21 protein-coding genes are annotated in these 20,263 nt (G+C 72.2%); 11 read left to right on the top strand and 10 right to left on the bottom strand.

All coding sequences use genetic code 11. From position 1 onward, the window contains the following. The first annotated feature begins 63 nt into the window (after window positions 1-63). On the top strand, window positions 64-1,137 hold the full coding sequence (locus ACFYZZ_RS21100) for a sigma-70 family RNA polymerase sigma factor (protein WP_389177956.1): 1,074 nt from the start codon (window positions 64-66) through the stop codon (window positions 1,135-1,137). Here the strand turns inward: ACFYZZ_RS21100 and helR are convergent. Beyond that, a complete protein-coding gene (helR, locus tag ACFYZZ_RS21095) occupies window positions 1,124-3,277 on the bottom strand; it encodes an RNA polymerase recycling motor ATPase HelR (protein ID WP_389177954.1) in 2,154 nt (717 codons plus the stop codon). The two genes, ACFYZZ_RS21100 and helR, sit on opposite strands and share 14 nt — an antisense overlap. A gap of 279 nt (window positions 3,278-3,556) precedes the next feature. Between helR and ACFYZZ_RS21090 the strand changes: the two genes are divergently transcribed. Together ACFYZZ_RS21090 and ACFYZZ_RS21085 are read left to right on the top strand one after the other, a co-directional pair. After that, on the top strand, window positions 3,557-4,273 hold the full coding sequence (locus ACFYZZ_RS21090) for a DUF899 domain-containing protein (RefSeq protein WP_389177951.1): 717 nt from the start codon (window positions 3,557-3,559) through the stop codon (window positions 4,271-4,273). A 256-nt stretch (window positions 4,274-4,529) separates the two neighbouring features. Continuing rightward, complete coding sequence (locus tag ACFYZZ_RS21085) at window positions 4,530-4,925, top strand: luciferase family protein (RefSeq protein WP_386575149.1); 396 nt, start codon at window positions 4,530-4,532, stop codon at window positions 4,923-4,925. A 1-nt stretch (window position 4,926) separates the two neighbouring features. Here the strand turns inward: ACFYZZ_RS21085 and ACFYZZ_RS21080 are convergent, their stop codons facing one another. Then, a complete protein-coding gene (locus tag ACFYZZ_RS21080) occupies window positions 4,927-5,706 on the bottom strand; it encodes a DeoR/GlpR family DNA-binding transcription regulator (protein ID WP_389177948.1) in 780 nt (259 codons plus the stop codon). Window positions 5,707-5,829: 123 nt separating this feature from the next. Here ACFYZZ_RS21080 and ACFYZZ_RS21075 point away from each other — a divergent pair, with 123 nt between their 5' ends. Next, entirely contained in the window at window positions 5,830-6,711 is an 882-nt protein-coding gene (locus ACFYZZ_RS21075) for an SIS domain-containing protein (RefSeq protein WP_389177945.1), read from the top strand. Window positions 6,712-6,737: 26 nt separating this feature from the next. Then, entirely contained in the window at window positions 6,738-7,610 is an 873-nt protein-coding gene (locus tag ACFYZZ_RS21070; RefSeq protein ID WP_389177942.1) for a ketose-bisphosphate aldolase, read from the top strand. Here ACFYZZ_RS21070 and ACFYZZ_RS21065 read toward each other — a convergent pair. After that, window positions 7,597-8,733 (bottom strand): methyltransferase, encoded by a 1,137-nt coding sequence (locus tag ACFYZZ_RS21065; RefSeq protein ID WP_389178266.1) that lies wholly within the window; start codon window positions 8,731-8,733, stop codon window positions 7,597-7,599. The two genes, ACFYZZ_RS21070 and ACFYZZ_RS21065, sit on opposite strands and share 14 nt — an antisense overlap. Window positions 8,734-8,811: 78 nt before the next feature. Here ACFYZZ_RS21065 and ACFYZZ_RS21060 point away from each other — a divergent pair, with 78 nt between their 5' ends. Together ACFYZZ_RS21060 and ACFYZZ_RS21055 are read left to right on the top strand one after the other, a co-directional pair. Beyond that, window positions 8,812-9,462: an alpha-ketoglutarate-dependent dioxygenase AlkB family protein gene (locus ACFYZZ_RS21060; protein WP_389177939.1), complete on the top strand. Its 651-nt coding sequence runs from the start codon at window positions 8,812-8,814 to the stop codon at window positions 9,460-9,462. Window positions 9,463-9,510: 48 nt separating this feature from the next. Beyond that, a complete protein-coding gene (locus tag ACFYZZ_RS21055) occupies window positions 9,511-10,758 on the top strand; it encodes an ROK family protein (RefSeq protein ID WP_389177937.1) in 1,248 nt (415 codons plus the stop codon). A gap of 37 nt (window positions 10,759-10,795) precedes the next feature. Here ACFYZZ_RS21055 and ACFYZZ_RS21050 read toward each other — a convergent pair whose 3' ends face one another. Further along, window positions 10,796-11,461 carry a serine/arginine repetitive matrix protein 2 gene (locus ACFYZZ_RS21050; protein WP_389177934.1) on the bottom strand — a complete coding sequence of 222 codons (666 nt, stop codon included), beginning with the start codon at window positions 11,459-11,461 and terminating at the stop codon, window positions 10,796-10,798. Between the two features lie 187 nt (window positions 11,462-11,648). Between ACFYZZ_RS21050 and ACFYZZ_RS21045 the strand changes: the two genes are divergently transcribed. Next, complete coding sequence (locus tag ACFYZZ_RS21045) at window positions 11,649-12,944, top strand: phosphatase PAP2 family protein (RefSeq protein WP_389177931.1); 1,296 nt, start codon at window positions 11,649-11,651, stop codon at window positions 12,942-12,944. Between the two features lie 10 nt (window positions 12,945-12,954). On the opposite strand, the gene ACFYZZ_RS21040 is transcribed toward ACFYZZ_RS21045, so the two are convergent. The 5 genes from ACFYZZ_RS21040 to ACFYZZ_RS21020 all read right to left on the bottom strand — a co-directional run bounded on the left by ACFYZZ_RS21040 (window position 12,955) and on the right by ACFYZZ_RS21020 (window position 15,768). Beyond that, a complete protein-coding gene (locus ACFYZZ_RS21040) occupies window positions 12,955-13,149 on the bottom strand; it encodes a DUF1272 domain-containing protein (RefSeq protein ID WP_386575157.1) in 195 nt (64 codons plus the stop codon). A 118-nt stretch (window positions 13,150-13,267) separates the two neighbouring features. Continuing rightward, window positions 13,268-14,176 (bottom strand): phosphotriesterase, encoded by a 909-nt coding sequence (locus ACFYZZ_RS21035; RefSeq protein ID WP_389177928.1) that lies wholly within the window; start codon window positions 14,174-14,176, stop codon window positions 13,268-13,270. After that, on the bottom strand, window positions 14,173-14,757 hold the full coding sequence (locus ACFYZZ_RS21030) for a DUF4865 family protein (protein ID WP_389177925.1): 585 nt from the start codon (window positions 14,755-14,757) through the stop codon (window positions 14,173-14,175). Before ACFYZZ_RS21030 ends, ACFYZZ_RS21035 begins: the two co-directional genes overlap by 4 nt. 40 nt (window positions 14,758-14,797) lie before the next feature. Beyond that, window positions 14,798-15,187, bottom strand: coding sequence for a cupin domain-containing protein (locus ACFYZZ_RS21025; RefSeq protein ID WP_389177921.1), 390 nt, complete (start codon window positions 15,185-15,187; stop codon window positions 14,798-14,800). Window positions 15,188-15,204: 17 nt separating this feature from the next. Continuing rightward, window positions 15,205-15,768 (bottom strand): TetR/AcrR family transcriptional regulator, encoded by a 564-nt coding sequence (locus tag ACFYZZ_RS21020; RefSeq protein ID WP_389177918.1) that lies wholly within the window; start codon window positions 15,766-15,768, stop codon window positions 15,205-15,207. A 181-nt stretch (window positions 15,769-15,949) separates the two neighbouring features. Here ACFYZZ_RS21020 and ACFYZZ_RS21015 point away from each other — a divergent pair, with 181 nt between their 5' ends. From ACFYZZ_RS21015 to ACFYZZ_RS21005, 3 genes are read left to right on the top strand one after another with little or no spacing between them, the layout of a single operon-like run. Then, window positions 15,950-16,240 (top strand): SHOCT domain-containing protein, encoded by a 291-nt coding sequence (locus tag ACFYZZ_RS21015; RefSeq protein ID WP_386575165.1) that lies wholly within the window; start codon window positions 15,950-15,952, stop codon window positions 16,238-16,240. After that, complete coding sequence (locus ACFYZZ_RS21010) at window positions 16,237-16,983, top strand: ABC transporter ATP-binding protein (protein WP_389177915.1); 747 nt, start codon at window positions 16,237-16,239, stop codon at window positions 16,981-16,983. Before ACFYZZ_RS21015 ends, ACFYZZ_RS21010 begins: the two co-directional genes overlap by 4 nt. Beyond that, window positions 16,980-19,541: an ABC transporter permease gene (locus ACFYZZ_RS21005; protein WP_389177912.1), complete on the top strand. Its 2,562-nt coding sequence runs from the start codon at window positions 16,980-16,982 to the stop codon at window positions 19,539-19,541. The genes ACFYZZ_RS21010 and ACFYZZ_RS21005 overlap by 4 nt, the downstream gene beginning before the upstream one ends. Window positions 19,542-19,612: 71 nt before the next feature. On the opposite strand, the gene ACFYZZ_RS21000 is transcribed toward ACFYZZ_RS21005, so the two are convergent. Continuing rightward, window positions 19,613-20,191 (bottom strand): ATP-binding protein, encoded by a 579-nt coding sequence (locus tag ACFYZZ_RS21000; protein WP_389177909.1) that lies wholly within the window; start codon window positions 20,189-20,191, stop codon window positions 19,613-19,615. Between the last annotated feature and the right edge of the window lie 72 nt (window positions 20,192-20,263).

Below are 20,263 nucleotides of genomic sequence, written 5' to 3'. Positions count from 1 at the left end.
CTTTCCGGCCCGGACGGTGTCCTTACCTGGAGGACGAGCCGAAGAGGCGAGGCGAGGGATGCCATGGTGATCGAATCGACCCTGGACCGGGCCCGGGCAGGTGACGGGGAGGCGTTCCGCCGGCTCACCGAGCCCTACTGGCGCGAGCTCCAACTGCACTGCTACCAGATCCTCGGCTCCGTGCAGGACGCGGAGGACACGGTCCAGGAGACCCTCCTGGCCGCCTGGCGCGGGCTCGGGGGATTCCAGGAGCGGGCCTCCGTACGCGCCTGGCTGTACCGCATCGCGACCAACCGCTGCCTGAACGCGCTGCGCGACACGAGCCGCCGGCCGCAGCCGCGGGAGCCGGCCCGCCGCCCGCGCGACGTGCCCGAGCCCACGCGCCGCTCCGAGCAGGCCTGGTTCGATCCCTACCCGGACGCCCTGCTGGAGGACCTGCCGGACACCACCCCGGGACCGGAGGCCCGCTACGAGACGAGGGAGGCGCTGGCGCTGTCCTTCGTGGCCGGACTCCAGCGCCTCCCGCCGCGGCAGCGCGCGGTACTCGTGCTGCGCGACGTGCTCGGCTTCCGTACGGCCGAGGTCGCGGACCTCCTCGACAGCAGTGGAGCCTCGGTCAACAGCGCCCTGCAGCGAGCGCGCACGGCCCTGGACGACCAGAGGCCCGCACGCGACCGGGCGCCGCTGCCCCGCTCACCGCGGGAACGCCGGCTCGTCGGGCGGTTCGTGGACGCGCTGGAGAACTCCGACATCGACCGTCTCGTCGCACTGCTGACCGAGGACGCCCGGCTGACGATGCCGCCCGAGCCCCTTGAGCACCAGGGACACACGGCGATCGCCGGGTTCTACCCGAGGCTCCCGTGGTGGGGCGGCCGAGCGCTTCGCCTCGTACCCACGCGCGCGAACGGCCAGCCCGCGTTCGGCTCCTACCTCCGCGACCCCCACAGCCCGATCGCGCACGCCTACGGGCTGCTGGTGCTCACCCTGGAGGGCGACCGGATCTCCGCCCTCACCCGTTTCGGCGACAACAGCCTCCTCCCGCTGTTCGGGCTGCCCCGGACGCTCCACGGCCAGGGCATGCCGTTCAGGTCGCCGACCGGCATGTCTGCCTCGGCGGCCGACGTCAGGAGCTGGTGAGGACGACGAGTCGCTGGGTCGCCCGGGTCATCGCCACGTAGCGGTCGACCGCTCCCTCGGTGCCCTCGCCGAACTTCTCCGGGTCGACGAGGACGACCAGGTCGAATTCGAGCCCCTTCGACAGCTCCGGGGTGAGCGACCGGACGCGGGGCGTCTCCCGGAACGTGGGATCGCCGATGACGCAGGCGATCCCGTCGGCATGATCGGCGAGCCAGGTGTCGAGGACCGGGGCCAGGTCCGCGACGGATCCATGGGCGACGGGAACGCCGGTGCTGCGCACGGAGGTCGGCACGTTGGCGTCCGGGAGCGCGGCCCGGATGACCGGCTCGGCTTCCGTCATGACCTCTTCCGGCGTGCGGTAGTTGATGCTCAGGGAGGCCACGTCGATCCGGTCGAGTCCGATGCGTTCGAGCCGTTCCCGCCACGACTGAGTGAACCCGTGCCTGGCCTGCGCGCGGTCCCCGACGATGGTGAAGCTCCGGGACGGGCAGCGCAGCAGCAGCATCTGCCACTCCGCGTCGGTCAGTTCCTGGGCCTCGTCCACGACGATGTGCGCGAACGGTCCCGCGAGCAGGTCCGGGTCGAGGGTGGGCAGTTCGGACTCGTCGACCAGATTGCGCTGGAAGTCCTCCCGGCGAAGCTGGGTCATGAGGCCTTCGCCGTCGTCGTCGGCCGCGATCAGGTTGTCGACGACCTGGGCCATCCGCTCGCGCTGGGCGGCGAGAGCGGCTTCCTGCCGACGCCCCCGCCGCGCCGCCTCCGGGTCCCCGAGCCGCTGCCGTGCGGCGTCCAGGAGCGGCAGGTCGCACACCGTCCAGGCCTGGGGTGCGTCCCCCCGCTGCAGCTTGCGTACGTCGTCGGGGCCGAGCCAGGGCGCGCACATGCGCAGGTAGGCGGGGACCGACCACAAGTCCCCGACCAGGTCGGCCGCTTCGAGCAGCGGCCAGGCCCGGTGGAGGGCGGTGACCAGTTCCTTGTCGCGGCGCAGCACCGTGCGGAGCTGCTCGGGCGTGACATCCTCGCGGCCGAGCCTGTCCAGCAGGATCGAGACCAGCTCGTCGAAGATCAGGTCACGGGCCTCGTTGTGCGCGGTACCCGCTCCTCCTGCTTCGAACGCCTCGGCCCAGTCGTCCGCGCTCAGCCGGACGTCGGCCCAGTCGGTCGTGACCGTCATCCCCTCGGTGGGCGGCTCCTCGTAGAACCTGACGGCCGTCTCGACGGCCTTCACCATGTCCGCGGACGACTTCAGCCGAGCCACGTCCGGGTCGGTCTCGACCGCCGCTCCGGCTCCCTCGGTGACCAGGTCCCGCAGGGTGCAGGTCTGCACCCCCTCCTCGCCGAGGCTGGGGAGGACGTCGGCGACGTAGTTCAGGTACGGCTGGTGCGGACCGACGAACAGCACGCCGCCCCGACGGTGCCCGAGGCGGGGGTCGGAGTAGAGGAGGTGTGCGGTGCGGTGCAGAGCGACCACGGTCTTCCCCGTACCCGGACCGCCGTCGACGACGAGGGCGCCGCGGGAGCCCGCCCGGATGATCGCGTCCTGGTCGGCCTGGATGGTGGCGAGCACGTCCCGCATCCGGGCCGACCGGGTGCTGCCCAGACTGGCGATGAAGGCGGACTGGTCGTCGAGCGCGGCGTGTCCTTCGAGCCCGTCGGCGGCGAACACCTCGTCCCAGTAGTCGCTGACCCGGCCGCCGGTCCAGCGATACCTGCGGCGGCTCGCCAGACCCATCGGGTCGGCGTGGGTCGCCGCGAAGAACGGCTCGGCCGCGGGGGAGCGCCAGTCGAGCAGCAGCCGGCGGCCCGCGCTGTCGGTGAGCCCGAGTCGTCCGATGTACAAGGGCGCGGGGTCGTCAGCGCTGACGATGTGTCCGAGGCACAGGTCCAGACCGAAGCGGCGCAGGGTGCGCAGGCGCGCGGTCAGCCGGTGGATCTCCAGGTCCCGGTCCAGCGCCTGCCGGCCCGTGCCGCCGGGCGCCTTGCGCAAGTCGTCGAGCTGGTCGGACAGTTCGGCGATCGCCTGCTCAAGACTCTCCGCGACGGCCGCGAAGTGCTGTTCGTCGCCGGCGATCAGCGTCGGGTCGGCCTTGGGGGCGAGCCGGTCGGGAAGGTCGAAAGCGCTGGTGGTCAGGGGGTTCACGGCACCAGCTCCGACCTCGGCGCCGGCTCCGGCCTCCGCACAAGCACGCATACTCGGTGAATCTCCCGTTTCCGCAGGTTGTGGCATCGGCCAGCGATTCTGCGCCACGACCGGGGCCTTGCCGCAAGCCCCCCAGTGCGCTATACGTTGAGAGTGGCAAGGAGTGGGTGTTCCTTCTTGCCTTCCTCGCCCGCCGCGGATGACAGGCCCGGCCGCGAGACGAAAAGCCCTCACCTTGCCGAAGATGCGAACGCGTCGGTGGCGTTCGACCCTGGAACCATGAAGACACCTCCGATCGTCTCGCCGGAAGAGTGGGAGGCTGCGCGCCAGCAGCTGCTGGTGGAGGAGAAGCAGCTGACCCATGCCCGTGACGCACTGGCCGCCAAGCGCCGGCGGATGCCGTGGGTGGCCGTGGAGAAGACGTACGAGTTCGACGGACCCGACGGCACGGTGAGTCTGCTCGACCTGTTCGCCGGCCGTCGTCAGCTGATCGTCTACCGCGCCTTCTTCGAGCCCGGCGTGTTCGGCTGGCCGGACCACGCCTGCCGCGGCTGCTCCATGGTGGCCGACCATGTGGGCAACCTGGCTCATCTGAACGCCCGCGACACCACGCTTGTCTTCGCCTCGCGCGCGCCGCAGCCGGACATCGAGCGGGTGAAGGCGCGCATGGGCTGGACGATTCCCTGGTACTCGCTGACCGACGACTTCGACGCCGACTTCGGTGTGGACGAGTGGCACGGCACGAACGCGTTCATCCACGACGGCGACACCGTGTTCCGCACCTATTTCATCAACTCCCGCGGTGACGAGGCGCTGGGGAGCACCTGGAGCTATCTCGACATGACCGCGCTCGGACGGCAGGAGACCTGGGAGGACTCGCCCGAGGGCTACCCCCAGACCCCGCCGTACGAATGGTGGAACTGGCACGACAACTACGGCGCCCCCGAGCAGGCGCCGGAGTGGCTGGCCATCACCCGCCGGGGCTCTGAAGAATGAGAACAGGCGCACGGGTTTGTCACACGTGAGGCTGTTTGTCATACGGAATTCGATAGGCGCAGTGTGCCCCTGAAACGCCTCTGACCAGGGAGGATTTCCAGCTCGCCGTTCGGTCCGGCGGGGTCAACCAGGCGTCGGGCAGGCCCTGTTCGCGATGCGGGCACGTCCCGGGGTGTCCGAAGCGGTCATGGAAACAGGTCGGTTAATGCTTGCTCACGAGCTGGTTGCGGGCGGGTGAGCAGGCCATGATGGGCCCATGACGTTGGCCTCGCGCGCGCTCGCGCAACTGGCGACCTGGCCGGACCTGAGACAGGCCGTCCCGAGCTGCGGCCTGGGGCAGGCCGTGTGTTCGGCCCAGGGCGAGATCGCCCACTTCCACTCCGACCGTGATGTCGACCTCCGGCTGACCGCCCGGGCCATCCGGCGGTTCGCCCGGGACCTGAAACACACGGGCGCCATCCGGATCGTGCCGGGCTCGCAGTGGGTGACCCTCAGGCTCGACGCCGCCAGCGACGTCGACCTGCTGCTGACCCTCGTGAGCATGGCGCTCCAGGCCCAGCAGGCCTGGCCCGACCCGGTCGACCGGGCGGTGGTCGGCTGCAACGACCAGCGCGGCGCGGGGTTCGTGAGCGCCGACCGCAGCGGCTTCTGACTCAGACCGCGAGGACGCGGAGGCCCGCCTCCTCGAAGCGGCGCACGGTGTCCTGCCCCACCGCCGTGTCGGTGACGAGCGTGTCCACCAGCTCCGCCGCACAGATACGGGCGAACGCCCGCTGGCCGAGCTTGCTGGAGTCCGCGGCCACGATCACCCGCTCGGCGCGCTCGCACAGCAGCCGGTTGATCGCCGCCTCCGCCTCGTCGTGTGCCGCCGCGCCGTGGGTGACGTCGAACGCGACCACGCCGAGGACGGCGACGTCGAGCGTGATCTGGCCGAGCACGCCGTCCGCGAGCGGACCGATGAGTTCGTACGACTGCGCACGCGCGACCCCGCCGGTCACCACGATCTTGAACTGCGGGCGTACCGCCAGCTCGTTGGCGATGTTGAGGGCGTTCGTGACGATGGTCAGCGCCGGCGAGCCGGTGCCGAGGTCGCCGCGCACGGCCAGCGCGCGGGCCACCTCCGTGGTGGTCGTGCCGCCGGTCAGCCCGACCGCCTCGCCCGGCGCCACGAGATCCGCCACCGCCTTGGCGATCCGCTGCTTCTCGGAGGCGCGGCGGGCCGTCTTGTAGCGGAGGGGCAGTTCGTACGACACCCCGTGCACCACCGCCCCGCCCCGGGTGCGCACCAGCATCTGCTGCTCGGCGAGCTGGTCGAAGTCCCGGCGGATGGTCGCCGCCGACACCTCCAGTTCGACCGCGGCCTCCTCGACCTCCAGCCGGCCGCGCTCGACGAGCAGTTCCAGCAGCGCCTTCCAGCGGGCGTCCCGGGACATCCGCAGCCTCCGTTCTCCGTCTCTCCGGCGACCCTAGCGCACCCCCGCCTGCGCACGAATGCTTGATTGTGCTCGAAAGCTCGCTATATCTTGCAGGAACAATCAGCAAGGGGAGGGTGTGGCATGAGCCATGTCGAGGACGAGCTGAACAGCCAGCCCGAGTGCTGGATACGGGCGGCCGAGGAGGCGGGGCGGCACGCCGGAGCGCTGCCGGACGCGGGGGAGCGGGTCGCGATCGTCGGGTGCGGGACGTCGTACTTCATGGCGCAGGCGGTGGCCGCCCTGCGTGAGGGCGCGGGGCAGGGGGAGACGGACGCGTTCGCCGCCTCCGAGTTCCCGCGCGGCCGGTCGTACGACCGGGTCGTCGCCCTCACCCGCTCCGGCACCACCACCGAAGTGCTGGACCTTCTCGGGCAGTTGAGGGGTCACACACGGACGACGGCCCTCACCGCCGACCCGGCCACCCCCGTGCTGACGGCCGCCGACGACCTGGTCGTCCTGGACTTCGCCGACGAACGCTCCGTCGTCCAGACCCGGTTCGCCACCACCGCCCTCACCCTCCTGCGCGCCCACCTCGGCCTGCACACCGACGCCGTCGTTGCCGACGCCCGCGCAGCACTCACCTCTCCCTTGCCCGAAGGGCTCGTGGACTGCACCCAGTTCACCTTCCTGGGCCGCGGCTGGACGGTCGGGCTCGCGAACGAGGCCGGCCTGAAGATGCGGGAGGCCTCGCTGTCCTGGACCGAGGCCTACCCGGCGATGGAGTACCGGCACGGCCCGATCAGCGTCACCACCGAGGGCACCGCGACCTGGATGCTCGCCGAAGCGCCCGCCGGACTCGCCGAACAGGTGCGCGGCACGGGAGCCCTCTGGGTCGAGGGCACGCTCGACCCGCTCGCCGAACTCGTCCGCGTCCAGCGCCTCGCGGTGGCCGTCGCCGCCCACCGCGGCCTCGACCCCGACCGGCCGCGCCACCTCACCCGCTCGGTGATCCTCGCCGACTGACCCGCGCCCCGGAAGGGAGTCAAGCCGTGCCCCTCGCGACCACCGGCGAGCTGGTCAGCCGTGCCGCCGAAGCCCGCTCCGCCGTCGCCGCCTTCAACATCATCACCCTGGAACACGTCGAGGCCGTCATCGCGGGCGCCGAGTCCGCCGGCGCACCCGTGGTCCTCCAAGTCAGCGAGAACGCCGTCAAGTTCCGCTACGGACGGCTCCTGCCGCTCGCCCGCGCCGCCGTCGCCGCCGCCGAACGCGCCGACATACCCGTCGCGTTGCACCTCGACCATGTGCAGAGCGACGACCTGCTGCGCCAGGCACCCGACGCCGGGTTCAGCTCGGTGATGTACGACGCTGCCCGCCTGTCCTACGCCGAGAACCTCGCCGCGACCCGGGCCGCCGCCGACTGGGCGCACGCCCAAGGGCTGTGGATCGAGGCCGAGTTGGGGCAGGTGGGTGGCAAGGACGGCCGGCCGCCGCTGGACGCCCACGCACCCGGCGCCCGTACCGACCCCGACCAGGCGCGCGACTTCGTCGCCGGCACCGAGGTCGACGCCCTCGCCGTGGCCGTCGGCAGCGTGCACGCCATGACCACCCGCACCGCCGCCCTCGACCACGGCCTCCTCGGACGGCTGTCCGCAGCGCTGTCCGTCCCGCTGGTCCTGCACGGGTCCTCCGGCGTGCCGGACGACGGCCTGGTCGCCGCCGTCGGGGGAGGCATCGCCAAGGTCAACGTCGGCACCGCCCTCAACGCGGCCATGACCAGCGCCATCCGGGCTTTCCTCGCCGCCCACCCGGAGGCCGTCGACTCACGCAAGTACCTCAGCGTGGGCAGGGAGGCGATGGCCCGGGAGGTCGCCCGCCTCATCGGCGTCCTCGGTCGAGAGCCCGGCGCTAACCCCGCTTGACGGCCTTCAGCACCACGAACTTCGGGTCGCTCGCCACCAGTTGGCTGTTCCCGAACAGCCGCTTCATTTTGACGTGGTACCCCAGGTGCCGGTTGCCGATCACCCACAGCTCGCCGCCGGGGCGCAGCGCACGCTTCGCCCCGGTGAACATCCGCCACGCCGTCGCGTCCGTCGTCGCCTGGTGGGAGTGGAACGGCGGGTTGTTCAGGACGAGGTCCACACTGCCCGGCGCCACCCCGGCCAGCCCGTCCCCGACCCGGAACTCGGCGTGCCCGGGCACCCCGTTGGCCTTGTACGTCGCCTCCGCCGAGGCCACGGCCTGGAACGACTCGTCCACGAACAGCACTTCGGCCCGCGGATCGGCCACCGCCACCGCCGTACCGACCACGCCGTTGCCGCAGCCGAGGTCCACCACGCGCCCGCCGCCCGTCCCGGCCGGCAGATGCTCCAGGAAGAACCGGGTGGCGATGTCGAGCCGGTCGGCGCAGAAGACGCCCGCGTGATTGACGACCGTCCGCCCCGAGACCGCGCCGACACCGTCCGGGAGCGCGTAGCTGTACGGCCACGGGTTCACCGGCCGCTCCAGAGCCGGGTCCGGGGTGCAGAAGATCAGCCGGGCCTTCTGCTGCGCGAGAGAGGTCCGGGTCGGCCCGAGGATCCGCTCGAACAGCTCCAGCGTGGAGGTGTGGATCTCCTTCACCATCCCGGTGCCGACGACGACCGTCTCCGCGTGCACCGCGGGAGCGAGCCGCAGCAGCTGGTCCTCCAGCAGCGCCAGGCTCTTCGGCACGCGCACCAGCAGAACGTCCACCCGCTCCGGCGGCGGGTCCTGCGTGGTGAGCAGGCCCACGGCACCGGGCTCGACCCCGGCCCGCGCCAGGTTCGCCCGGGTCGCCTCCTGGCTCAGGAAGGAGTCGGTGATCTGCGTCGGCCGGTGCCGCGCGAGCGCCGTCACGAGTGCGCCCCAGCGGTCGCCGACCACCACGACCGTGCCCGTGAGCGGCACCCCCTCCTCGGCCAGGTGCCGCAGCAGGTACGCGTCGGAGGCGTCCCAGGCACGCAGCCGGTCGCGGGGATCCTCGGGGAAGCGGGACAGCTCGAACTCGCCCCACGGAGTCGTCATACGGTCGTTCATCGCCCCCCAGGCTAGCCGAGCCGCAGCTCAGGGCAGGTCGGACGGGGCTCGGGCAGGATGGAGCGCATGGACGTGGAACTGTTTCCGCGGGAGCGGGCCGAGGTCGCACCGGGCGCCGTGCACGTCCCGCACTGGCTCGACGCCGAGCGGCAGCGCGCGCTCCTGACCGCCTGCCGCGACTGGGCGCGCCCCCCTGCCGGACTGCGCACGGTCCGCACGCCCGGCGGCGGCACGATGACCGCCCGGCAGGTCTGCCTGGGCCTGCACTGGTACCCGTACGCCTACGCCCGCACGGTCGTCGACGGCGACGGCGCCCCCGTGAAGCCCTTCCCGGCCTGGCTGGACGAGCTGGGCCGCCGCGCGGTGGGCGACGCGCTCGGCCCGCAGGCGGTCCCGGCCGAGCCGTACGACATCGCGCTGATCAACTTCTACGACGGCACCGCCCGCATGGGCATGCACCGCGACGCCGACGAGAGGTCCAACGCGCCGGTGGTGTCGCTGAGCCTCGGCGACACCTGCGTCTTCCGCTTCGGCAACACAAAGACTCGTACGAAGCCGTACACCGACGTGGACCTGCGCAGCGGGGACCTGTTCGTCTTCGGCGGGCCCTCCCGGCTCGCCTACCACGGCGTGCCCCGCGTGCACCCCGGTACGGCGCCGCCGGAACTGGGTCTCGCCGGGCGGCTGAACATCACCCTGCGGGTGAGCGGGCTGTAGATCACGGCACCGGCCCCGACAGCTGCGGATCATGGGAGACTCACCCTCATGAGCGGCAAGGCGGACCCCCGGAAGGCGGGGGAAGGGACCACCTCGAGGGTGCGGCTGGACCGGGGGCGCGGAGCGCTCGGACCCGCGCTGGAGCTCGTGCACACGGGGCGGGCGCCGACCCGGGCCGTGCTCACCGCCGAACTCGGGGTCACCCGGGCGACGGCCGGAGCGGTGGCCGCGGAGCTGGAGGCGCTGGGGCTGATCCGGGTCGACGCCCGGCCGGGCGCGGCGGCCGGTGGCCAGGGGCGTCCCTCGCACCGGCTGGAGGTCGCCGAGGACGGCCCGGTCGCGCTGGCCGCGCAGGTCCACGCCGACGGCTTCCGGGCCGCGCTGGTCGGTATCGGCGGACGGATCGTGGCGACCGCGCCCGGCTGCGAGACCGTCGACGCCGACCCGGCGAAGGTGCTGGGCTCCGTGGTGGAGGCCGGCGCGGAACTTCTCCGTACGACCGGCCGCCGCTGCGTCGGCGCCGGACTCGCCGTCCCCTCCGCCGTCGCCGAACCCGACGGCCTGGCCCTCAACCCCCTCCACCTGGCCTGGCCGGTGGGCGCACCGGTACGCCGGATCTTCGCCGAGTGCGTACGTTCCGCCGGCATCACCGGCTCCGCCTTCGCGGGCAACGACGTCAACCTCGCCGCGCTCGCCGAACACCGGCACGGCGCGGGCCGGGGCGCGCGGGACCTGCTGTGCGTGGCCACCGGGCACCGGGGCGTCGGCGGGGCCCTGGTCCTCGACGGCCGCCTCCACACGGGCAGTTCGGGCCTCGCCCTGGAGGTCGGTCACCTCACCGTCAACCCGGAGGGCCGCCCCTGCCACTGCGGCGGCCGGGGCTGCCTGGACGTCGAGGCGGACCCGCTGGCCCTCCTGCTGGAGGCGGGCCGCGAGCCCGGCCCCGAGGTCTCCCTGCTCCAGCAGGCCAACGACCTGCTCCGTACCCAGTACGCCGACCCGATGGTCCGTACCGCGGCGGAGGCCCTGATCGACCGCCTCGGCCTGGGCCTCGCCGGTCTGGTCAACATCCTCAACCCCGACCGCATCATCCTCGGCGGCCTGCACCGCACCCTGCTCGACGCCGACCCCGAACGCCTGCGCGCGGTCGTCGCCGACCGCAGCCTGTGGGGCCAGAGCGGCGGCGTCCCCATCCTGCCCTGCACCCTGGACCACAACAGCCTGGTCGGCGCGGCGGAGTTGGCCTGGCAGCCGGTACTGGACGATCCGCTGGGGGCGCTGGTCGGGGACGCGTAGCCGGGAGGGCTGAGGCGGCGGCCCGACCCCATCCCGCTCAAACAGTGGGCGGTGGCCCCGGGTTGGGGCCGTAGGGCGGTGCGCCCCACTGCGGCGGAGGGGCCCACGTCGTGATGAGTCGTCGACGGTGGCGGCTGCGGCGGACGGCGGTGACGACGACGATGGTCACGGATGTGGCGAACGCGGCGAGGAAGCAGACGACCCCCGCGGCGATGCCACCGATGGTCGCGCCCACCCGGGGCTTGTCTCCCACCGCGAACTCGGCCGGCAGCTCCGAGGTGCACGTGACCGTGTACTTGCCGCTGCTCGCGGGATTCACCTCGAAGACGCGCTCCCAGGTGCGGGACCCGATGGTGATGTGGAAGGTGCTGTCCGGCTGGGTCATCGACCCGGACTCCATGCCCGGGATCCGGCAGTCGACCTGGCCCTTCCCGGACTGGGAGACGTAGATCGCCTCGGTCTTGCCCTGGACGAAGTCGAAGGTCCGGGAGTCGCCGCTGGAGAAGCTCCGGGCGGTGTTGACCGAGTCCACCGTGTTCATCACCGTCACCACGATGAAGGCGGCGCCGACACCGGCCAGTACCAGCCCGAGCAGTGCAGCCACCAGGTACCAGATGCGCCGCGGGCGCAAGTCCTTTGCCGGGATGTTCGGCGGCGGCTGCGGGCTGCCGTACGGTGCTCCCCAGGGATTCTGTATTGCCACGACAGCGCATCGTACGGGATGTGCCGTGACCCGGGACCGGCGAAACTCACCCGCGCCGATAACATGTTCGACCTCACGGTGATCGCCCTTGTCGCCTGATTAATGAAAACCTCACAAAACGGCCAAGTAATTGATATCTAGACAAAACTCCAGAATTGAGTCCGCTGCGTGGCGTCGACCACGGGCGATGCTGTGGGCCGCGGCGGGTGTGGCAGTACTCGGATTCCTCATCACGCTGGAGATCGCCGCACGTCACTACGGCCTGCCGGGGCCGATCACCAGCCAGGTGCAGGAGGTGGTGTTCCGCCCCAAGTCGGGGCCACTGTTGTACGCCAGCATGGCGTTGATGATGGTGGTGCTCACCCGGCGGGAGAGGTTCATCGCGGCCGGTGCCGCGATCGGTATCGACGTCGTCTTCTTTCTGGTGCGGTGGGCGGTCGGCGACAGGGCGACCGACGGCCACCCTTTCGGCAACGGCGCGTTGTGGGTGATTCTGGGCTGTGCGGTCATCGCCGTCACACGCCGTACCGGCCGGGAACGTGTCCTGCTGCTGAAGGGCGTCGGGCTGGCCCTGCTGCTGGTGGCCGGCCGCAAGACCGGCGACACCTGGCTGCTCATCACGTCGAGGACCCGCCCGACGGTGCTCGACCAGTACGTGGCAACGGCCGACCACGCACTGGGCGACCCGTCGTGGCTGGCGGGCCGGATCGTCAGGGCCGTCGGCCCGATCGGCGCCCACGTCCTCGACTTCGTCTACATCCAGCTCGCGGTGGCCGCGGTCGTCGTCACGCTGTACCAGCTGCGTCATGTGGCGGTCGAGCGCCGCTTCCCGCGCCACCATCTGGTGCGCACCTTTCTGGCGATCGGGCTCGTCGGGCCGGCCATCTACATGATCTTCCCGGTGGTCGGACCGGTCTTCGCCTACGGCCCCGGCGCCTTCGGCACGGGCGGCTTGCACTGGGCGGTGGCCGACCTGTGGCCGGACACGCCGCCGGTCAACACGCCGCACCCGATGTCGTTCGACCAGCTCACCCCCCGCAACTGCATGCCCAGCCTGCACACGGCGTGGGCCACCGCGATTTTCCTTCATTCCCGCAAGGGCCCGCGCATTCTGCGATGCGCGGGCACGTTCTGGCTGATTGCCACGCTCAGTGCGACGTTGGGCTTCGGCTACCACTACGGCGCGGACCTCATCGCCGGCGTGGTGTTCACGCTCACGATCGAGGCAGCTCTGCGCGCGCACGACCGTGGCTGGGAACGGTCGGGAATCCAGCTGGTCGCTCACGGCGCGACGGTCTTCGTCGCGCTCCTGGTGTCGTATCGCTATCTGCCGACGGAGATGGCCGGTCATCCGTGGGTGTTCGGACCGCTTCTCCTTCTGGCGATGCTGTCCGTGGTCTACGGCTACGCACGAACCACCAGACTGTGGGAGCCGAAGGCCGCACCGGTGCCGCGCCCGGAAGCGCAACCCGAACCGGTGTGAGACGCGCGGCTCAGAGCCGCCGGGCGACGGCCACCCGCCGGGGCCTCGCCACCAGTTCGCCGCCGCAGTTGGGACAGACCTGCCCCATCGCCTCGCCGCACGCCACGCAGAACGTGCACTCGTAGGAGCAGATGCGGGCAGGGCCGTCCGCGGGCAGCTCGGTGGTCTCGCAGCGCTCGCAGCGGTCGCGCATCTCCAGGGCCATGGCGGTCTCATCTCCTCGGACAGCGGGGCAACGTTGTGCCGACTCCCATCCTCCGCACTGCCGTCGGAGCCGGAACCGTTCCGAGGGACAGGGATCGACACGATCGGGCCACGCCCGGTCACTTCCAGTCGACCGCGAACGCCCGCCCCGGGTGCTCACTGAGGATGCGGTCCACCAGCTCCGCACCCACCGCCTCCGCCAACCGCGGCCGCACCCGGCGCAGCAGGTACGGCATCCCCGGCCCGCCGTCCACCGACCGTGCCCCGGCGACCACCGTGTCACCGCCGAGCAGCAGCCGGTCCCCGTACCCGGCCTCCGCGAGGGCACGGACCGCCTCGGGCATCCGCCAGTCGGTGGCGTGGTGGGCGCGGGAGGGTCCGTCGAAGGCCAGCCAGCAGCCCGACCCGGCGGCCTGCCGCAGCACCACCGGGTCGGGGAAGCGGTTGAGGTGTCCGAGGATCACCCGGTGCCCGGGCACGCCCGACTCGCCGCACAGCAGGTCGAGTACGTCCAGCGCGCCGGTGCCCAGCTCCAGGTGGACGGCGATCGGCGCACCGGTGGCGTGATGGGCCTCGGCCGCCGCGGTCATCGTCCGGCGGGCGTGTGCGTCGAGGCCGTGGAAGCCGCCCGCCACCTTGATCAGACCAGCCCGGACCCCCGAGCTGCCGATGCCCTCCGTCAGCTCGGCAACGAACAGCTCGGACAGTCGGTCGCCCAGCCCGCCGAGCGACTCCGGGGCGTAGTGCGCCGCTTGGTGCAGTCCCGTCGCGCAGACCAGGTGCACGCCCGTGGCCCGGGACAGCCCCGGCAGATCCGCCGCCCGCCGTCCCATGCCGTACGGCGTCCACTGCACGACCGCGGCTCCGCCCGCCGCCCGGAACGCCGTCAGCTCTGCTCGCGCGGCGGAGAGGTCGTCCAGCTCCTGCCCCGGCAACTGTGGGCTGCGCAGGAAGAGATGGTCGTGCGCGTCGCACACGCCCAGTTCCTCGGGGTGGATGTCACCGAGGACCGTACGGACCGTACTCACCACTGCCGCCCGCGCGGCAGGTCACCCCGCCCGGGCGCCGACAGGTGCAGCACCTCGAACACGTCGCCCTCGGCCTTGGGCGCGGCATGCTCCCAGAGCGAGAAGTGGACCACCTCCCACGCGCGCGTGTCCACGGCGGCCGCCGCCAGTACCGCCCCGTCCGTCGCGGCCAGCCGCCCGGTCTCGCTTGCCGCGTCCGCCATGAACGCGGCCAACTCCACACCGTCCGGCACCGGTTGGCGCCGCCGCAGGGCAAACGCGGCGGGGGAACCGGCGGCCGAGCCCTCCTCGAAGGCCAGGCCCGTCCACTGCCGTATGTCCGGCCGCCCGAAGTCGTCGACCGGTCCCTGGAAGGCGCCTCCCCAGAGGAAGCGGTTCATGCCCTCCATCGTGTTCCAGAAGTAGAACGGCCCGTACTGGTTCACCGGCGAGCCGTGCACCCCGCGCTCACGCAGCACGTACGTCTTGATGCCGAGGCCGTCCCAGTCGTCCAGTCGATGCGCGACACGGGCGACGCGGGAGCGGATGACGCCCATGTCGTAGTCCGCGGGCAGGGTGAACTCGTACTGCATGGCGTGCATGTCGGGGTTCCCTTCTCGGGCGGGGAGTCGGTCGCCTGGCTCAGGCGGGGTAGTCGCTCACGTGCTCGTGCCACTCGGTCGTCGTGCCGTCCGCCGCGGCCTCCACGACCGCGAGGTGGCTCATGAAGGTGCGTGGCGCGGCACCGTGCCAGTGCCACTCGCCCGGCTCGATCCACACCGTGTCGCCCGCCCGGATCTCCTCCACGTCACCGCCTCTGCGCTGCACCAGCCCCTCGCCCTCCAGGACGTGCAGCACCTGGCCGTTCGGATGCCGGTGCCAGGCGGTGTGCGCGCCGGGCGCGAAGTGGACGTTGAACATGCGCAGCCGGGAGGGCGCGGCGGGGGCGGCCATCTCGTCCAGCCACACCGAGCCGGTGAAGTTCTCCGCCGGACCCTGCAGACTCTCGGGACGCCGTCTGGTGATGTGCACGGAAATCGGTTCTCCAGTCAGGGAGTTCGGGGTGCGAGCAGGGAGAGCAGGCCGCGGACGCCGGTGTCGAAGGCTGCGGGGGAGCCGGAGGCGCGGGCGAGTACGTAGCCGCCCTGCACGGTCGCGAGGACGGCCGCGCCGATCTCCTCGCCGTCCAGGCCGGGTGCGAACTGCCCCTGCCGCTTGCCCTCTTCGACGATCCCGGCGATCCGCCCGCGGATCCACGCGATCGTCTCGTCCACCGGCGCGCGCAGCTCGTCGCTCGCGATCACGTCCGGATCCATGGTCAGCCGGCCGATCGGACAGCCGCGCAGCACGTCACGCTCGCGCAGCAGATACGCCTCGATGCGCTCGTACGGCGTGCCCGGCCCGTCGAGCACGCCCTCGGCGGTGGCCCGCAGCTCCTCGGCGGTCCGTCGGATCGCCGCCAGAGCCAGGTCCGGCTTGCCCTTGAAGTGGTGGTACATGCTGCCCTGGCCGGCGCCGGCGCGCTCCAGGATCGCCTTGGGGCTCGTGCCCACGTAGCCGCGCTCCCACAGCAGCTCGCGGGTGGACTCGATCAGCCGTTCCGAGGTGCTCATGGGAGCACTGTACATACTAGTAGTTACAATCCGCGAGTCCTCAAGGAGCAGCCGCGTCCCACCGGCGTACTCCCGCGGAGGTACGCGCACTGCCGCCGGCCGCACGACGACCCGGACCCCCTGCCGGAGAGAGTCTCGTGGCATCACCCGGAGACCCTGCCGACAAGGGAGTTGAACCGACATGCAGACCCTGGCGAACTGGGACGGCGGACCCGGCCCGTGGATCCTGTTCTTCCCGCTGATCTGGGCGGTCGTCGTGATCGGCGCCGTCACCTTCCTGCGCCGCACCGTCTGGCGCGGCCGCGGCGGCCCCTGGCGGCCCATGGACGGTTCACGCCCGGCGGGCGACTCGCCGCTCGCGGTCCTCGGCCGCCGCTTCGCCTCCGGCGAGATCGACGAGGACGAGTACTGGCGCCGGCTCTCCGTCCTGGAGGAGCAGTTCGGCCGCATCGGCAAGGGCGGTGCGGCATGACCACGACCGTTCTGCGCACGGCGGCCCGCGTGGTGGATGCGGTGAAGGTGTACGGCGGTGGCGACACCGCCGTACGCGCCCTGGACGGCGTGGACGTCGACTTCCCCGCCGGCCGCTTCACCGCGATCATGGGCCCCTCGGGCTCCGGCAAGTCCACACTGATGCACTGCGCGGCCGGCCTCGACACGCTCACCTCGGGCGCCGCCTACATCGGCGACATCGAGCTGGGCGCGCTGGACGACCGCCGGCTGACCCTGCTGCGCCGCGACCGGGTCGGCTTCGTCTTCCAGGCGTTCAACCTGGTGCCGACGCTGACCGTCGCGGAGAACATCACCCTGCCCCTGGACCTCGCCGGGAAGCGGGGCGACCGGGAGTGGATCGACGCGCTCGTGGACGTCGTCGGGCTGCGCGACCGGCTGCACCACCGGCCCTCCGAGCTGTCCGGCGGACAGCAGCAACGCGTCGCCGTGGCACGGGCGTTCGCGGGCCGCCCGGACGTCGTCTTCGCCGACGAGCCGACCGGCAACCTCGACTCCCGCTCCGGCGGCGAGGTCCTCGCCCTGCTGGGCCGCGCCGTACGGCACATGGACCGCACGGTCGTCATGGTCACCCACGACCCGGTCGCCGCCGCCCACGCCGACGAGGTCCTCTTCCTCGCCGACGGGCGGCTGGTCGACCGGATGGCGTCCCCGACCGCAGACAAGGTCCTGGACCGGATGAAGGCCTTCGAGGTGCGGTCATGAACGCCTCGCTCCGGCTCAGTCTCACCTCGCTGCGCGCGCACCGGCGGCGCTTCGCCGGCACGTTCCTCGCGGTGTTCCTCGGTGTCGCCTTCCTGGCCGGCACCCTGGTCATGGGCGACACGCTGCGCGCCGCCTTCGGCTCCATGTTCGGCGAGGCCACGAGCGGCACGGACGCCGTCGTACGCGGCGCCGACGCCATCACCACACCGGGCGAGGCCCGGGGCGTACGAAGTCCCGTCGACATCTCGCTGGTCAGGACCGTCGAGCGGGTCCCCGGGGTGGCGGCCGCCGCCCCGAACATCCAGGGCGCCGGTCAACTCGTCGGCGCCGACGGCAAACCCGTCGGCGGCCAGGGCCCGCCGACCCTCGCCGGCAACTGGATCACCGACCCGGAACTCAACCCGTACCAGCTCGCCGAGGGCCGCCTCCCTGCGCGCTCCGGCGAGGTCGTGGTCAACCGGGGAGCCGCGAAGAAGGGCGGCCTGAAGATCGGCGACACCACCACCCTGCGCACCCCGGACCCGGTCAGGGTGACCGTCGTCGGCCTCGCGACCTTCGGCGGCCAGGACGGCATGGCCCAGGTGACCTTCACCGGCATGACCCAGGCCGACGCCGAGAAGTACCTCACCGCGCGGCCCGGCCGGGCGGCGAGCATCCAGGTGCGGGCCGGCCCCGGAGTGAGCCAGCGAGAACTGGTGCGGCGGCTGACTCCCGTACTGCCCAAGGGAGTCGAGGCCATCACCGGTCAGGACTCGGCGCGGGAGAACAACGACATGATCTCCAGCCAGTTCCTGTCGATCTTCACGACGTTCCTGCTCGTCTTCTCCGGCGTCGCCCTGCTCGTCGCCACCTTCTCCATCCACAACACCTTCGCGATCGTGGTCGCCCAACGCACCCGTGAGAACGCCCTGTTGCGTGCCCTCGGCGCCTCCCGCCGCCAGGTGTCCGCCGCGGCGCTCGCGGAGGCCTGCGTCGTCGCCGTCACGGCCTGCGTCGCCGGGCTCGCGGGCGGGGTCGGCATCGCCGCAGGGCTCCAGGCGCTGTTCCCGGCCATCGGATTCCCCTTCCCCGACGGCGACCTGGTGATCAAGACGCTGTCGATGGTCCTGCCGCTCGCCGTCGGCATCGTGGTCTGCCTGGGCTCCGCCCTGCTGCCCGCCCTGCGCGCCGGCCGCACCGCCCCGCTGGCCGCGCTGCGCGAGAGTGCCGTCGACTCCTCCGGCGCGTCCCGCTTCCGCGCGGTCGCCGGAACGGTCCTCGGCGCCGCGGCCCTCGCGGCGGCCCTCACCGGTGTCCTCGTCTCACCGTCCGTGTGGCTGGCCGGACTCGGCGCGCTGCTGGCCCTGGTCTCTTTCGTGGTGCTGGGTCCCGTCGCCGCCACCACGGCCGTACGACTCCTCGGCGCACCCCTGGACCGGGTCCGCGGTGTCACCGGAGCCCTCGCCCGGCGCAACGCCCTGCGCACTCCGAAGCGGACCGCCGCCACCGCGAGCGCCCTGATGATCGGCGTGGCCGTCGTGTCCCTGTTCACCGTGTTCGGTGCCTCGCTGAAGGCCACCATGGACCAGACGGTGTCCCGGTCCTTCGCGGGTGACGTCGCCGTCAGCACGCCCTCGTTCGGCGCGGGCGGCAGCGGGCTCAGCCCCCGGCTCGCCCCGTCCCTGCAGCGGCTGCCCGAGGTGGACACCGCCGTGGGACTCGGCCGCGGCGTCGCCGAAGTGGACGGCAAGGGGCGCGCGTTGACCGTGACCGACCCGGCCGCGCTCGCCCGGACCTTCGACCTCGGCACGGTCACCGGATCACTGCGCGACCTCGGCACCGACGGCATCGCGCTGACCCGTGCGGAGGCCGACCGCCGAGGCCTGCACACCGGCGACACGGCTCGGCTCACCTTCACCGACGGCAGGACGCAGAACTTCACCGTCCGTGCCGTCTACGGCCGCTCCGAACTCGCCGGCGACTACGTCGTCACCCGCGCCGCCTGGGCACCGCACCGCACCCAGGACGCCGACACGCTGATCGCCGTCACCTTCCGGCACGGCGTGAGCGCCGACGCGGGCAAGGCGGCGGTGCGGAAGGTGGCCGCCCAGTACGGCAACCCTGAGGTGCAGACCCGGAAGGAGTACGCGCAGTCCTCCGCCGGCGGCATCGACATGATGCTCACGCTCGTCTACGCCCTGCTCGCCCTCGCGGTGGTCATCGCGCTGCTGGGCATCGCCAACACACTGACCCTCGCGCTCCACGAACGCACCCGGGAACTTGGCCTGCTGCGGGCCGTCGGCCAGACCCGGGCACAGCTGCGGGCCATGGTCCGCTGGGAGTCGGTCCTGGTCGCCGCCTTCGGCACGGCAGGCGGACTCGCCCTGGGCAGCTTCCTGGGCTGGGTCCTGGTCAAGGCCTCCGACGGCGCGAGCGACACCGCGTTCGCCTTCGCCCTCCCACCCGCCCGGCTCGCCGTGGTCGTCCTGGTCGGCCTGGCGGCAGGCGCCCTCGCGGGCCTGCGCCCGGCCCGTCGAGCCGCCCGCCTGGACGTACTGCGCGCGATCGCCACCGAGTGAGACGCCGTGCGGCGCTTCCCTGCGGAAGTGCGGCGGAAGCCACCGCGGCAGGTGACCGACTCGCCGCCCGGTCAGCCGGGGACGGCCGACCGGGCGGAAGCGGGTGCCGCGGCAGAGGCGTGGGCCACCACGGGGGTCGGAGCAGCGGCGACGGGGGCCGGTGCCGGCTGCACCTCGGTGAGCCGGGGTACCGGCTGCGGCTCGGCCACGGGGCGGGGCGAGCGGGCCGGCTGCCGCTGGGACGTGGACGGCGCGGGCAGCGTGAACCACACGACCTTGCCGTTGTCGCCGTCGGGGCGTGCCCCCCAGCTCTCGCTCATCGCGGCCACCATCGCCAGGCCCCGCCCGCAGGTGGCCAGGGGAGCGACGTCCGTCGCGTCGGCCACCACCGGGAGGCGCGGATCGTGATCGCGCACCGAGACCGTGAGCCGGTCGACCAGAAGTTCCAGCTCGACGATGCACGACTTGTCGGGCCGGGCATGCCGGTGGACGTTGCTGAGCAACTCGGTCACACCGAGCGCGGCCCGGTCTATCAACGGGTCCAAATGCCAGTAGCGCAACTGTGCAGATACGATTCTGCGGACCTGACCGATCCGCGACGGCAGGGCTTGGAGCTCCACCGTGCAGTGCCTGCTTGGATGACTGATCACGGCTGCGACTCCCCGATGTGAGGTCCGGAGGAACCGGAGGAACACGGAGAACACGGAGAACACGGAGAACAA

It is taken from the genome of Streptomyces sp. NPDC001816, from assembly GCF_042892235.1.
Lineage (GTDB): Bacteria > Actinomycetota > Actinomycetes > Streptomycetales > Streptomycetaceae > Streptomyces.
Note: the sequence above shows the minus strand (reverse complement) of the source record. Positions and strands in the feature narration are given on the sequence as shown.